At 66.9% G+C, this 15,227-nt stretch carries 9 protein-coding genes; 3 read left to right on the top strand and 6 right to left on the bottom strand.

Translation table 11 applies throughout. The annotated features are described in order from the left end of the window. Position 1 precedes the first annotated feature (1 nt). From glgB to glgX, 3 genes are all read right to left on the bottom strand, one after another. Entirely contained in the window at positions 2–2,179 is a 2,178-nt protein-coding gene (gene glgB, locus HDC95_RS04855; protein WP_259062080.1) for a 1,4-alpha-glucan branching protein GlgB, read from the bottom strand. After that, a complete protein-coding gene (locus HDC95_RS04850) occupies positions 2,176–4,278 on the bottom strand; it encodes a maltotransferase domain-containing protein (RefSeq protein WP_396652660.1) in 2,103 nt (700 codons plus the stop codon). Before HDC95_RS04850 ends, glgB begins: the two co-directional genes overlap by 4 nt. 63 nt (positions 4,279–4,341) lie before the next feature. Continuing rightward, positions 4,342–6,411 carry a glycogen debranching protein GlgX gene (glgX, locus tag HDC95_RS04845; protein ID WP_259062078.1) on the bottom strand — a complete coding sequence of 690 codons (2,070 nt, stop codon included), beginning with the start codon at positions 6,409–6,411 and terminating at the stop codon, positions 4,342–4,344. Positions 6,412–6,503: 92 nt separating this feature from the next. Between glgX and HDC95_RS04840 the strand changes: the two genes are divergently transcribed. Genes HDC95_RS04840 through ligA form a run of 3 tightly spaced genes read left to right on the top strand, consistent with a single transcriptional unit; the run spans position 6,504 to position 11,161 of the window. After that, complete coding sequence (locus HDC95_RS04840) at positions 6,504–7,679, top strand: cysteine desulfurase family protein (protein ID WP_259062076.1); 1,176 nt, start codon at positions 6,504–6,506, stop codon at positions 7,677–7,679. 9 nt (positions 7,680–7,688) lie between these two features. After that, positions 7,689–8,786 carry a tRNA 2-thiouridine(34) synthase MnmA gene (mnmA, locus tag HDC95_RS04835; protein ID WP_259062074.1) on the top strand — a complete coding sequence of 366 codons (1,098 nt, stop codon included), beginning with the start codon at positions 7,689–7,691 and terminating at the stop codon, positions 8,784–8,786. A 56-nt stretch (positions 8,787–8,842) separates the two neighbouring features. Then, on the top strand, positions 8,843–11,161 hold the full coding sequence (ligA, locus tag HDC95_RS04830; protein ID WP_259062072.1) for an NAD-dependent DNA ligase LigA: 2,319 nt from the start codon (positions 8,843–8,845) through the stop codon (positions 11,159–11,161). Between the two features lie 66 nt (positions 11,162–11,227). Here the strand turns inward: ligA and HDC95_RS04825 are convergent, their stop codons facing one another. The 3 genes from HDC95_RS04825 to HDC95_RS04815 all read right to left on the bottom strand — a co-directional run bounded on the left by HDC95_RS04825 (position 11,228) and on the right by HDC95_RS04815 (position 15,178). Beyond that, entirely contained in the window at positions 11,228–11,503 is a 276-nt protein-coding gene (locus tag HDC95_RS04825; protein WP_259062071.1) for an acylphosphatase, read from the bottom strand. 92 nt (positions 11,504–11,595) lie between these two features. After that, positions 11,596–13,428 (bottom strand): DEAD/DEAH box helicase, encoded by a 1,833-nt coding sequence (locus HDC95_RS04820; protein WP_396652659.1) that lies wholly within the window; start codon positions 13,426–13,428, stop codon positions 11,596–11,598. Positions 13,429–13,477: 49 nt separating this feature from the next. Next, entirely contained in the window at positions 13,478–15,178 is a 1,701-nt protein-coding gene (locus HDC95_RS04815; RefSeq protein WP_259062070.1) for a long-chain-fatty-acid--CoA ligase, read from the bottom strand. Positions 15,179–15,227 lie beyond the last annotated feature (49 nt).

Here is a 15,227-nt window from a genome sequence, read left to right as displayed (position 1 = left end):
CTCAGGCCCGATATCGGAGCCAGATCGTCGAAAGCGCAGGCAAGGTGATCTTCGTCTTCGGCGTGCCGTGTTCGCCTTCGACATGTGCGGCGACTCGACCGTAATTGCCCACGCCGGCGCCGCCGAATTCGGTGGCATCCGTGTTGAGGACCTCATCCCACACGCCAGCCACCGTCAGGTCGAGGGGGAGTCCTGCACGCTCGACGCCGGCGAAGTTGCTGATCACGATGACACGGCCGCCGTGCTCGTCGCGTCGCTCGAACGCGATCACGTTCGGATCCCATGACGGTGCACCGAGGCGACGGAAGCGCGTGCTGTCACCGTCTCGCTCCCAGAGCGGAGCGCTCGCTCGATACACGCCGTTCATCTCTCCGACGAAGCGCTGCAGTTGTGCGTGCGAAGGCTGATCGAGCAGCCACCAGTCCAGCGCGCGAGACTCGGACCACTCGGCCAATTGGCCGAACTCCTGACCCATGAACAGGAGGTTCTTTCCTGGATGGCCCCACATGTATGCGAGGTATGCGCGGACGTTCGCGAGCTTGTGCGCATGATCGCCCGGCATCTTCGACATCAGGCTTCCCTTGCCGTGCACCACCTCGTCGTGACTGATCGGCAGCAGGTAGTTCTCGCCGAATGCGTACACGAACGAGAACGTCATCTCGCCCTCATGGTGCGCGCGGTACATCGGATCGCGTGAGATGTACTGCAGGGAGTCGTTCATCCAGCCCATGTTCCACTTGAATCCGAACCCGAGGCCGGCGTGGTCGGTGGGTCCGGTGACGCCGGGAAAGCTGGTCGACTCCTCCGCGATCATCACGATTCCCGGATGCGTCCGGTATGCCGTCGCGTTGACCTCCTGAAGGAAGCGGATCGCCTCGAGGTTCTCTCTACCGCCGTGGACGTTGGGCTCCCACTCGCCGTCGCGCCGCGAATAGTCGAGATAGAGCATCGACGCCACCGCATCCACCCGCAGCCCGTCGATGTGGAACTGATCGAACCAGTAGAGGGCGTTGGCGACGAGGAAGCCGCGCACCTCCGGTCGACCGTAGTCGAAGATCAGAGTGCCCCAGTCCTGATGCTCGCCACGCCGGGGGTCCGGGTGCTCGTACAGCGGCAGCCCGTCGAAGCGGGCCAGTGCGAATTCGTCCTTGGGGAAGTGCCCTGGGACCCAATCGAGGATCACGCCGATGCCGGCCTGATGCAGGCGATCGATCAGATATCGCAGATCGTCAGGAGTTCCGAACCGCGCGGTCGGTGCGTAGTATCCGCTGACCTGATAACCCCAGGAGCCTCCGAAAGGATGCTCGGCGAGCGGCATGAACTCGACGTGGGTGAAGCCGGTGTCGAGGATGTGGGAGATCAGCGGATCGGCGATCTCGCGATACCCGAGCCCTTCGCGCCACGAGCCCAGATGCACCTCGTAGATCGACATCGGCTGGGCGACGGCGTGCGTCGCGGCCCGCCTCGTCATCCAGGCGCCATCGTTCCATGAATATGCGGAGAACGGCACGGCAGACGCCGTCTCCGGTGGGACCTGCGTGCGCTGCGCCATCGGGTCGGCCTTGAGGATCCAACGGCCGTCGCGGGTGAGGATCTGATACTTGTAGAGCGTCCCAGGGGTGAGGTCCGGGATGAACAGCTCCCAGATGCCGCTCACACCCATCGAGCGCATGCTGTGGCCCTCGCCACTCCAGCCGTTGTGCTCACCGACCACACGCACGGCCTGGGCGTTCGGCGCCCACACGGCGAAGGACACGCCGATCTCGCCGTCGAAGAGATGCACGTTTGCGCCGAGGACCTCCCACAGCCGCTCGTGGCGGCCCTCGGCGATCAGATGCAGGTCCAGATCGCCGATGCTCGGAAGATGGCGGTAAGGGTCGCCGACGATCTGCTCCTCCTCGTCGGCGTACACGGTCGCAACGCGGTAGGCGACCGGGGATCCGTCGTGCTGACCCTCCCACAAGCCGTGTGCAGCATGGACCAGAGGCAGCCGGGTCCCGTCTGCGAACACGGCTGACACGCTCTCGGCCAGGGGTCGTCGCACCCGGATCGTGGTCTGGGTGCGACCCGTGGCATCCTGCATCGGGTGCGCGCCGAGCACGTCATGCGGAGCATGGTGCGCTCCCGCGGCGACGGTCTCCCAGTCAGGGGATGTGATGACATCGTCGATCTCGCTCATGGTCGTCCCTTCACCTTGAGGATATGGACCGGCTCCGCGAACGCATCGAGCCTGACGAAGTTGTGATCGGACCAGGTCCATACCGCACCGGTGATGAGGTCCTCGACCTCATAGGTCGCCCCGGGCTCGACACCCCACACTCGCGTGTCGAGGTGCACAGTCGTCTCGCGCACGGAATGGGGGTCCACGTTGACGACGACGATGATCGTGTCATCCGACCCGCTGTCGGTGAATGCGGCATCCAGATGCTTCGAATAGACCAGGATGCCGTCGTCATCGCTCCAGTGCACAGCGAGGTTGCGCAGCTGGCGCAACGCGGGATGGGCTCCACGGATCGCATTCAGCTGCCGGAGGAAGGGCGCGAGCGAGTCGCCGGCGGCCTCGGCTGAGGCGAAGTCGCGCAATTTGTATTCGTACTTCTCGTTGTCGATGTTCTCCTCGGAGCCCGGGCGTGCGACGTTCTCATACAGCTCGTAGCCGGCGTAGACGCCATAGGTGGGTGCGGCTGTAGCCGCGATGGCTGCCCGGATGCGGTACGCCGCGCGACCCCCGAACTGCAGATACTCGGTCAGGATGTCGGGGGTGTTGACGAACAGGTTGGGCCGCAGGTAGTCAGCGGTCTCCTCGGCGAGTCCGGTCAGGAACTCCTCGAGCTCGCGCTTCGTGTTGCGCCAGGTGAAGTACGTGTAACTCTGCTGGAACCCGGCCGCGGCGAGGCCGCGCAGGGGAGCAGGGCGGGTGAACGCCTCGGCGAGGAACACGACATCGGGGTGCGCAGCGGTGACTCTGGCGATCAGCCACTCCCAGAACCAGAGCGGTTTGGTGTGCGGGTTGTCCACCCGGAAGATCGACACGCCCTGCGACACCCAGAGCTCGACGATGCGCAGGACCTCGGCGGAGAGGCCGGCCGGGTCGCCGTCGAAGTTGAGCGGGTAGATGTCCTGGTACTTCTTCGGCGGGTTCTCGGCGTAGGCGATCGTGCCATCCGGGAGCGTCGTGAACCATTCGGGGTGCGATGTGACCCATGGGTGATCCGGCGACGCCTGAAGTGCGAGATCGAGAGCCACCTCCAGGCCGACCTTGCGAGCCTCGCGCACAAAGAATCGGAAGTCCGCCATGGAACCGAGATCGGGGTGGACCGCATCGTGGCCACCCTCCGCTGCGCCGATCGCCCAGGGCGACCCCGGATCCCCTGGGGCGGCGTCGAGCGTGTTGTTCGGACCCTTGCGGTGCGTCCTGCCGATCGGATGGATCGGCGGCAGATACAGCACGTCGAAGCCCATCGCCGCGACTGCCGGGAGACGCCGTGCCGCGGTGCGGAATGTGCCGCTCTTGATCGTTCCGTCCGCCCTGCGCTTCGCGCCCTCGGAACGGGGGAAGAACTCGTACCAGGCGCCCACGCCCGCAGCGGTTCGCTCGACCAGCAGTGTCTGTTCGCTCGTCGCTGAGGCGAGCGAGGCCAGCGGTCGGGCCTCGAACAGCGCGGCCAGGTCGGGATCGGTGGCGACCGACATGGTGGTTGCGGCATCCGAATCCTTCAGGGACGCCGCGACGGCCTTGAGGCGCGTGCGCTCTGCTGTCGGCCTGAACTTCTCGGCAGCCGCGCGTAGGAAGTGGTGAAGGCCGAGCGCGGCCATCACCTCGACATCGACCCCCGCCGCGATCTTCACGGCTGCGGCGTGAGCCCAGGTGGCGAAGTCGTCGGCGAAGGCCTCGAAACGGTACTTCCAGACGCCCTGCAGATCGAGGGCGATCTGCGCCTCCCACCCGTCAGAGCCGTCTTCGATCGCGGTCAGGCGGTGCAGAGTCTCCTCACCGTTCGGCGAGGTGAGTCGCACATGCGCGCCGATCCGATCATGCCCTTCTCGGAATGCGACGACCCGGAACGGCACGACTTCGCCGGCGAACGCCTTTGCGGGGAACCCGCTCGGTGCTGCCGGCCGCGGCTCAGCGAGCGGGATGCGTCCTGTCAGCGTGTGAACGTGCCGGTCGGATGCGACACCCTGGGCCAACTTTCGCTCATCGGCGGCACGGAGCCGCACCGGGATCTGTGCGGGGCTTCGAAGCTCCGCGGGACGATTGCCAGAACGTGCAGCCACACCCTGAATGTACCGCGCCTCGGCGGGAGGGGACACCCGTAGCCGTGCCGTGTTCCGGCCGGTCTATTCGACGCGGAAGAGACGCATCGATGTGCCGGCGGTCGCCAGTACATCTCCGGGCGAGAAAGTCTCAGACGGTACGTCGGGATGTTCGTCAGCACTCGACCACAGGGACACGAAACGAGTCGCATCCTCGACCATGGGCAGCGTGATGTCGATGGGCGCCTCAGTGCCGTGCACGACCAGCAGGATGCGGTTGGCCTGTTCGTCGACAGGAGTGGATGCTGCGGCGTACTGCAGCGTGCGGTTGCCCGGATCGGTCCACTGCGCCTGCTCCATCGTCTCGCCGTCCTGGTTGTACCAGTCCATCACGGACGCATTCGGGGTGTGCTCGCCGAGACGTGCATATCGGCTCGGCCGAAGGGCGGGGTTCTCGCGACGCAACCGCGTGAGCGTCGACACATGCGCGCGCAGGTCGTTCTGCCAGTCCTCGTGCTCCCAGCTCAGCCACGTCAGATCCGAGTCGTGCGCGTAGGCGTTGTTGTTGCCGCGCTGAGTGCGTCCATGCTCATCGCCCGCGGTGAGCATGGGGATGCCCGCTGACAGCAGCAGTGTGCCGAGCAGATTTCGCATGGCCTTGCGCCGCGCCGCTCTGATCACCGGGTCGTTCGTCGGGCCCTCGACGCCGTGGTTGAAGGCGCGGTTCATGTCGGCACCGTCGCGGTTGTCTTCGCCGTTGGCCTCATTGTGCTTGACGTCGTACGAGACGAGGTCGCGCAGGGTGAAGCCGTCGTGCGCTGTGATGAAATTCACACTCGCAAGTGGTCCGCGATCTTCGCTGAACGTGTTCGATGAGCCGGCGAGCCGGGTGGCGAAGCCGCCGATGCCGACCGGTGCTGAGGCGCGACGGGCGTAGTCGATGTCGCTGAGCCAGAAGTTGCGGACGCGGTCGCGGTAGCGGTCGTTCCATTCCTGCCAGCCGGCGGTGAAGTTGCCGGTCTGCCAGCCGCCGAGCCCGACGTCCCATGGCTCGGCGATGAGCTTCACGTTCTGCAGCGCAGGATCGTCCCGGATCGCGGTCAGGAGCGGATGCTCCGGCGTGAACTCGTGGTTCTCGTCACGGCCCAGCGCGGCGGCGAGATCGAATCGGAAGCCGTCGATCTGCATCTCCTGCGCCCAGTAGCGCAGAGAATCGAGCGCGAGTCTGGCACCGGCATCCGTCGCGGTGTTGAGCGTGTTGCCGCAGCCGGTGGTGTCGACGTACACGCCGTCGGGCTGCTGGCGGTAGTAGTGGGCGTTGTCGATGCCGCGCAGGCTCGAGCGCGGTCCGCCGATGCCCTCTTCCGAGGTGTGGTTGTAGACGACGTCGAGGATGACTTCGAGACCTGCCTCGTGCAGCAGCTTCACCATGCCCTTGAACTCGGCGAGTACGGCCTCGGGGCCCTCCTTGCGCGCGTCCTCCGTGGCATAGGCCGCGTGCGGGGTGAAGAAGTTGAGGGTGTTGTATCCCCAGTAGTTCGTGAGTCCGCGCTCGAGCAGGCGCGGCTCCGGGACGAACGCGTGGACGGGCAGGAGCTCGATGGAGGTCACGCCGAGCGAGTGGAAGTACTCGATCATCGTGGGGTGCGCGAGGCCCGCGTAGGTGCCGTGCAGTGCGGGCGGCACGTCAGGATGGCGCTTGGTCATCCCCTTCAGGTGCGCCTCGTAGATCACGGTGCGATCGAGCGGGATGCCGGGCTTGCGCGAATCACCCCAGTCGAAGCCGTCGACGATGACGACGGAGCGCCACTCCTCGTAGCCGTCGCCCTGGGCGAGGCCCTTGGCATAGGGGTCAAGCAGCAGAGTCTCCGGGTTGAACGTGTTGCCGGGGCCGTGCGGGCCACCCACGCGGATCGCGTACCTGGTTCCGGGCGGAAGCAGATCTGTGGTCACCTCCCATACGTCGTCAGATCCGCGCTCGAGGTCGACTTCGTCAGTGACCCAGTCGAGGTCGGTCTCGTCGAAGGTGACGAGTTCGATCGATGAGGCGTTCCGCGACCACACACGCAGGGTCGCGACGCCGTCGTGCAGACGAACACCGAGATTGTCGAGGGCGGCGCCGCCGGGCGCGGTGAAGTCTTGAGACTCGGGCATGAGTACACATTAGGCGGGTTGTATTGCAGTCTCATGACAGCTCGTACTGGGTTCCATGCGCCGTGTCGCGCGAAATGAGGGAGAGTTAAGGGATGCGGTTCTATCTCGACCATGCGGCGACCACGCCGTTGCGCCCGGAGGCACGGGACGCGTGGCTGGCGGCGACGGACGTCGTCGGCAACGCATCGTCGACGCACGGCGCCGGCCAGGACGCTCGTCGGCTGCTGGAGGAGTCGCGTGAGCGGATCGCCACCGTCCTCGGGAGCGATCCGATCGAGGTCGTGCTGACGTCGGGCGGTACCGAGTCGATCAACACGGCGTTGCACGGGCTCTGGGCCGCTCGCGCGGCGGAAGCCGATGCGGTCGTGCTGCCCGACGGCGAGCACCACGCGAGCATGGACACGGTCTCGGTTCTTGCGGCCGAGGGCGCGCTGGTGCGCCGCGTGCCTTTGACGGAGAGCGGCCGCATCGAGGTGGAAGCATTCGCGGACGCGCTGGACGGGGCGGCTTTGGCGACGGCGCTCGTCGCGAACAACGAGGTGGGCACGATCAACGATGCCGCCGCTCTCGCCGGCACCGCTGCCGTGGCGCGGATCCCGCTGCACTTGGACGCCGTGAGCGCTTTCGGGCACATCCCGCTGTCGTTCCATGAGCTGCGAGCGGATGCCGCGCCAGGAGTGGGGCTCGTCGCGATGAGTGTGGCAGGGCACAAGATCGGTGCGCCGGTCGGCGTCGGCGCGCTCGTGGTGGCCCGTACAGCCAAGCTCACCGGGTTGCTGCACGGAGGCGCGCAGCAACGCGGACTCCGCGCCGGAACCCAGGACGTGGCCGGTGCGGCTGCGTTCGCAGCCGCACTGGAGCTCGCCGAGGCCGAACGCGACGCAGAGGGCGAACGGCTCTCCGCACTGCGTGATCGTCTGATCGACGGCATCCGCTCTGCTGTCCCGTCGGCAACGCTGCTGGGTGACCCGATCGACCGACTGCCGAACAACGTGCACATGCTGTTCCCTGGCGCGGTGGGGGAGAGCCTGCTGTTTCTTCTCGATGTGGCCGGGGTCGCGGCATCCACCGGCTCTGCCTGCCAGGCCGGCGTAGCCGAGCCGTCGCACGTCGTCATGGCGATGGGGCGCAGCGAGCAGGACGCCCGCAGCGTGCTGCGCTTCACGCTCGGGCGCACCTCGACCGACGCCGATGTCGACGCTGTGCTCGCGGCTATCGCCGATGCGTTTGCGCGAGCATCCGGGTCCGCATCAGGTTCACGCCCGTAGACTGGACCAATGCGAATTCTTGCGGCGATGAGCGGCGGCGTTGACTCGGCCGTTGCGGCTGCGCGCGCCGTGGAGGCCGGGCACGATGTCACCGGCGTGCACCTGGCGCTCTCAAGGGCGGGCGGCACGCTGCGCACCGGCAGTAGGGGGTGCTGCACGATCGAAGACGCCATGGACGCGCGCAGGGCTTCCGACAAGCTCGGCATCCCGTTCTACGTCTGGGACTTCTCCGAGCGCTTCCGCGACGACGTGATCGATGACTTCATCTCCGAGTATCAGGCCGGTCGCACACCGAATCCGTGCATGCGCTGCAACGAGAAGATCAAGTTCGCCGCCCTCTTGGAGCGCGCGATCGAGCTGGGCTTCGACGCCGTGTGCACCGGCCACTATGCGACGCTCGTGGACGGCGAGGGCGGTCTAGAGCTGCATCGTGCATCTGACAATGCGAAAGACCAGTCATACGTGCTGGGCGTGCTCACCGCCGAGCAGCTGGCGCACACCTACTTTCCGCTGGGGACCACTCCGTCGAAGGCGCTCGTCCGCGCCGAGGCGGCCGAGCGCGGACTCAGCGTCGCGCAGAAGCCGGACAGCCACGACATCTGCTTCATCCCAGACGGCGACACGCGCGGATGGCTGGCCGAGAAGGTCGGCGCGGAGCAGGGCGAGATCCTCGATCGATCCGGTGCGGTGGTCGGCTCGCACGACGGTGCGCACGCGTTCACCGTCGGGCAGCGACGCGGCCTGAAGCTCGGCGTGCCCGCGGACGACGGCAAGCCGCGGTTCGTGCTCGAGGTGCGTCCGGTGTCGAACACGGTCGTGGTCGGCCCCAAGGAGGCGCTGGCGATCGGTGAGATCTCGGGCGAACGCTACTCCTGGGCCGGCGCCGCGCCGACATCGTCGGAGTTCGACTGCCACGTGCAGATCCGCGCGCATTCGGAGCCTGTGCCTGCGCGCGCGACGGTGTCGAGCGCTGGTGTGGATGTCGTCCCGGAAGTGCCTCTCGACGGCGTCGCTCCGGGGCAGACCGCAGTGCTGTACGTCGGGACACGCGTTCTCGGCCAGTTCACGATCGACATGACGGTGTCGGCGGTTCCCGTCGACGCGTGAGCGCCACCGCGCAAGTCCGCCGCGGCGATGTCCGATCCCGCTCGTAGACTGAGAGGGTGCCGGAGAACATCTCGCTGGAAGACGCCCGCGTCGAAGCAGACGACCTGACAACGCGCATCCTCGAGGCGAAGGACGCGTACTACGGGCGCGATACCTCGCTGGTCGACGATGCGACCTATGACGGCTGGATGCACCGGCTCGAAGAACTCGAACGGCTGCATCCGGAGTTGCAGGGGCAGGACTCGCCGACGCAGATGGTCGGGGCGGCAGAGGCCACCGGTCTCGCGACAATCGAGCATGCCGAACGGATGCTCAGCCTCGACAACGTCTTCTCGATCGATGAGCTGCGTGACTGGGCGGCGAAGACCCAGTCGTCGTCCGGGCGTGAGGTCGCATGGCTCACCGAGCTGAAGATCGACGGCTTGGCGATCAACCTGCGCTACGAGAACGGCCTCCTCACCTCGGCTGCGACACGCGGTGACGGGCGCGTGGGTGAGATCGTCACCGAGAACGCTCTGCGTCTGGCCGATATCCCCGAGCGCCTGAGCGGTGAGGGGCATCCGGCGATCGTCGAGGTGCGCGGCGAGGTCTTCATCCCCGTCGCTGCCTTCGAGCGGCTCAATGCCGCGCAGGCCTCGTTCCGAGACCGCGCGTACGCGGACACGCTTTCGCGCTGGGATGCGCGAGGCGGCTCCAAGAAGCCGTTCGAGGAGGAGAAGGCGCGTGCCGCGGCCGCCCGGCGCTTCCCCGCATTCGCCAACCCCCGTAACGCCGCGAGCGGCGGATTGCGGCAGCAGATCGACAAGAAGAGCGGTCTCGAGCTCGAAGCGGGCCTGCTCAGGGTCAACTCGCTGTCGCTGTATGTTCACGGCATCGGGGCGTGGCCTGATCCGCCCGTCGCATCGCAGAGCGAGATATACGAACTGCTGGCCTCGTGGGGCCTGCCGATGAGTCCGCACTCGAAGGTGTGCCATGGCATCGACGAGGTCATCGCCTTCGTGGAGCACTTCGGTGAGCACCGGCACGACATCGAGCATGAGCTCGATGGCATCGTGGTCAAGGTCGATGAGCTCGCGCTGCACGACGAGCTGGGGATGACGAGTCGCGCTCCGCGTTGGGCGATCGCCTACAAGTACCCGCCGGAGGAGGTGCAGACGAAACTCCTCGACATCGTCGTCTCCGTCGGCCGCACCGGGCGCGCCACCCCGTTCGCCGTGATGGAGCCTGCGCACGTCGCGGGCTCTGTCGTGCGGCAGGCGACGCTGCACAACAAAGACGTCGTGAAGGCCAAGGGCGTTCTCATCGGCGACACCGTGGTGCTGCGCAAGGCCGGAGATGTCATCCCGGAGGTGCTGGGTCCGGTGGTCGAGAAGCGCGACGGTACCGAGCGCGAGTTCGTGATGCCGATCGAATGCCCCGAATGCGGCACACCGCTGCGCCCGATGAAGGAGGGCGACATCGATCTGCGATGCCCGAACGCCCGCTCCTGCCCGGCGCAGGTTCGCGGACGCGTCGAGCACATCGGCTCACGAGGCGCCCTCGACATCGAGGCATTGGGCGAGGTGACTGCGGCGGCGCTGACGCAGGCGGAGGCTCCGGCTGTCGCGCCGCTCGACACCGAGGCCGGTCTTTTCTCGCTCGTACTGGGAGATCTTGTGCCGATCTCGGTCGTAGTGCGGGATGCCGAGACGGGCTTGCCGAAGGAAGACGACGACGGCCTGGTCAAAACACGGTCGCCGTTCCGCCGCAACCCCACGGTGGCAGAGAAGAAGAGCGGAGTGGAAGGGCCGCAGCCGTCGTCTCAGGCGGTCAAGCTGCTGGCCGAGCTGGAGAAAGCCAAGACGAAGGATCTCTGGCGGCTGCTGGTGTCCCTGAACATCCGCCATGTCGGTCCTGTCGCGGCTCGCGCGCTGGCTCAGTGGTTCGGATCGCTCGACGCGATCCGTGCGGCCTCGCGGGAGGAGCTCGCGGCTGTCGAGGGCGTCGGAGGGATCATCGCCGATTCGCTCCTCGCCTGGTTCGAGGTCGACTGGCACATCGACATCGTCGATCAGTGGACGACGGCAGGTGTGCAGTGGACGACACCGGGCCATCCCGGTCCAGGTGCGGCAGCTGTTGAAGGCGGAGTACTCGACGGGCTCACGGTCGTCGCTACCGGCTCGCTCGACGGCTACACCCGTGACGGCGCGCAGGAGGCGATCATCCAGGCCGGCGGCAAGGCGGCCTCGAGCGTCTCCAAGAAGACCGACTTCGTCGCGGCGGGGCCAGGCGCGGGCTCCAAGCTCGGAAAGGCAGAGGAACTCGGCATCCGCATCCTGGACGCCGCCCAGTTCCACATCCTCGTCACGGAGGGGCCCGCCGCGCTGGACTCCTGATCCGAAACAGGCCCAGCCGCGCGAAACAGGGCGCTGCGCAGCCCGTTTCACTCGGGAGGACCTGTCTCAGACGGTCGGGCGGATCTCGAATCCTCGCGACGTCGGCGCCGGCACGTCGGTCACCGCCACTTCGTCGACCTGCGCACCCGGAGGACCCTGAGTCATCGCATCGAGGACGGCCTGCACGTCGGCATCCGATCCGTGCAGCTCTGCCTCCACAGTCTCGTCGCGACGGTTGCGCACCCACCCAGCGACACCGTGAGCGGACGCGGCGTCCTGGATGAACCACCGGAACCCGACACCCTGTACCCGCCCACGCGTGATAGTCCGCACCGATCTCATGCCTCAAGGATGCCAGCACGAAAAAGGACTTGCCGCACGAAACGGGCCTTGGCACGGCCTGTTTCGAGCGGCAAGTCCTGTTTCGATTTCGCTCAGTCCTTGTGACGGGGCTTGCGGTAGGGCTTGTCGTCGCGCGCGGGACGATCGCCGTACGACGGGCGCTCGCGGCGCTCATAGCCGCCACGGGATCCGCCGTCGCTGCCGCCACGTCGCCCTGGGGCTCCGCGGTCGGCCTTGATCTCGATCAGACGGCCCGAGATGCGGGTGTCCTTGAGCTTGTCGAGCACCGTGGGGCTCAGGTTCGCGGGCAATTCCACGATAGAGAAGTCAGGGTTGATCTTGATTCCGCCGAAGTCATCGCGTCCGAGGCCACCCTCGTTGGCCAGCGCGCCGACGATCTGGCGCGGCTCGACACGATGGCGGCGGCCGACCTCGATGCGGTACGGCGCGTAGTCGCTGCGGCTGCGACGCTCTGTGCGCGGGCCCGTCCCTCGCTCGGGACGATCCCCCGAATCGCGACGCGGACGGTTGTCGGCCTCGACCGACCTGGCGAGCGGATCGTTCGCCGGGTCCAGCAGCAGCGGCGTCTTGCCCTGCGCGACGACGGCGAGTGCCGCGGCGACGTCGCCCTCGGGCACATCGTGATTGCGCACATAGTGCGCGACGATGTCGCGGAACGCCTCGATGCGGGCGGTCTCTGCGAGAGCAGCGGTGATGCCGTCGTCGAAGCGCGCGAGACGCGTGGTGTTCACGTCTTCGGTGCTCGGCAGCGTCATCTGCGTCGGGGCCTGGCGGGTCGCCTTCTCGATGCTCTTGAGCAGGTAGCGCTCGCGTGGCGTGATGAAGCTGATCGCGTCTCCGGTGCGCCCGGCGCGGCCGGTGCGGCCGATGCGGTGGGTGTACGACTCGGTGTCGGTCGGGATGTCGTAGTTGATGACGTGGCTGATGCGCTCGACGTCCAGACCACGCGCAGCGACGTCGGTCGCGACGAGGATGTCGAGCTTGCCGTCCTTGAGCTGGTTGACGCTGCGCTCGCGCTGCACCTGTGCCACGTCGCCGTTGATGGCGGCGGCGGAGTAGCCGCGGGCGCGCAGCTTCTCGGCCAGCGTCTCCGTCTCGTTCTTCGTGCGGACGAAGACGATCATGCCGTCGAAGTTCTCGACCTCGAGGATGCGCGTGAGGGCGTCGACCTTCTGCTGATACGAGACCACGAGGTAGCGCTGGGTGATGTTCGTGCTCGACGCCGTCTTCGACTTCACCGTGATCTCTTCAGCGTCACGCAGGTACTTCTGGGCGAGGCGGCGGATCTGCGGCGGCATGGTCGCAGAGAACAGGGCGACCTGCTTCTCGGCGGGCGTCTGCGCGAGGATCTGCTCTACGTCCTCGGCGAAGCCCATCTTCAGCATCTCGTCGGCCTCATCGAGTACCAGGTACTTCAGCGCGGAGAGATCGAGGGTGCCCTTGGCGAGGTGGTCCATGATGCGACCCGGGGTGCCGACGATGACGTGCACTCCACGGCGCAGCGCGGAGAGCTGCACACCGTATCCCTGTCCGCCGTAGACGGGCAGCACGTGCACGCCCTTCATCTTGCCGGCGTACGACTCGAAGGCCTCGCAGACCTGGAGTGCGAGCTCACGGGTCGGTGCCAGCACGAGTGCCTGCGGCGTCTTCTGGGACACGTCGAGACGCTCCAGCACCGGAAGGGCGAATGCGGCGGTCTTGCCTGTTCCCGTCTGCGCCATGCCGACGACGTCGCGGCCGCCGAGCAGGGTCGGGATCGTGGCCGCCTGGATGGGCGATGGGGTCTCATACCCGAGGCCGCGGATCGCTGCGAGGACTGGTCCGGTGATGCCGAGTTCCTCGAATCCGGGGGTCGCGGGGGATTCGTCGGTGGGCTCGTTCAGTTCTGCATCTTCAGGGGTCACTACCTAAAGGTAGCGCGTCGGGCCGCCGCCCACCTGTGAAGACGCAGCGTCAACTGCCGCTCGTGAGTGATTCGAGCTTCTCTTTCACCTGCCGACGCAGCACCTTGCCGATCAAGGACTTCGGCAGCTCGTCCACGACGAAGATCCTGCGCGGCACTTTGTACGGGGTCAGGATGCTGCGGGCGAACTGTCTGATGGACTCCTCGTCGAGCTCCGCACCGGCGTCCAGGATGATCGCTGCGACGACTTCTTCGCCTGAGTGATCGCTGTGCAGCCCGACCACGGCTGCGTCAGCCACGGAGGGATGCTGACGCAGCGCGTTCTCGACCTCGGTCGGTGCGACGTTGAACCCGCCGGTGACGATGAGCTCCTTGATGCGATCGACGATCCGCACGAATCCCGCCTCATCGATCGTCACGATGTCTCCAGTTTGATACCAGCCGTCGACGAACGACTCGTCGGTGGCCTCCGGTTTGCCGTAGTAGCCGGAGAACACCTGCGGACCGCGGACCACGAGTTCGCCTGGTGTGCCGGGGGCGACGTCCTTGGTCGGATTCTCGGGATCGACGACGCGGCATTCGGTGCCGGGGATGGGCAGGCCGACGGTGCCCGGCACCCGGTTCTCCGCTACGGGGTTCGCCATCAGCACGGGAGAGCACTCGCTGAGTCCGTAGCCCTCGACGAGGTATCCGCCGGTGGCCTCCTCGAACGGCACGACCAGCTCATGCGGCAGCGCCATGGCGCCGGAGATCGCGACCTCGGTGCCGGCGAGCGAGATGCCCCTGGCCTCGGCAGCCTTCAGAAGGCGCTCGGCGATCGGAGGCACAAGCGGCAGGAAGGTCGCCGGATGCTTCTTCACCACGTCGAGCACCAGATCGGGATCGAACTTCGGGAACAGCACGAGCCTCGCGCCCATCGACATGGCGAACGTCAGGCAGAGCGTGAGCCCGTAGGCGTGGAACATCGGCAGCACGGCGTACACGACGCAGCCGTGTCCGCGCTGGATCGACGGCACCCATGCCTGCGCCTGCGCCGCATTCGAGAGCAGATTGCGGTGAGTGAGCGCGGCGCCCTTGGGCGTTCCGGTCGTGCCCGACGTGTACTGGATGATCGCGAGGTCGTCGGTGGCCGGCTTCGGATGTGACGCCGCCAGCGGCGTCGAGCCGACGATCTGCTTCCACGCGATCGCGCCGCGCACCTTCTCGGTGAGCGCAGCACGCGATTCCCGCGCCTTCGCGATCGGCAGCGTCAGCGCGACTCGGGTGAGCAACGGCATCGCCGTGGTGACATCGACCGACACGAGTGAGGTCACAGCGAGGTCTGCCGGGAACTCCTGCACGGTCTTCACGACCTTGCTCCACACGATCGCGTGCTTCGCACCGTGATCCTCGAACTGCTTGCGCAGCTCCCGCGGTGTGTACAGCGGATTGTGCTCGACGACGACGGCGCCGAGGCGCAGTACGGCGTAGAAGGCGATGATGTGCTGCGGACAGTTCGGCAGCACGATCGCGACCGGATCTCCGGGGCCGACGCCCAGGTCGCGCAGACCGGCGGCGGCACGATCGATCGCGCTCTGCATCTCGGAGTATGAGGTCTCCTGCCCGAAGAACTGCAGGGCGACAGCATCCGGATAGTCGCGAGCGGATGCTGCGACGATGTCGATCAGCGAGCCGTCGACCGGGGCGAGATCTTCCGGAACTCCCTCGGCGTAGCTGGCGACCCAGGGGCGAGGGGGATCGAACGTCGTCATGGCGACAGCCTATTGCGACATCTCTGCAGGGCGGCGTGCGGGGCCGTGG

Origin of the sequence: Microbacterium sp. AK031, from assembly GCF_024807145.1 — a bacterium.
GTDB lineage: Bacteria > Actinomycetota > Actinomycetes > Actinomycetales > Microbacteriaceae > Microbacterium.
Note: the sequence above shows the minus strand (reverse complement) of the source record. Positions and strands in the feature narration are given on the sequence as shown.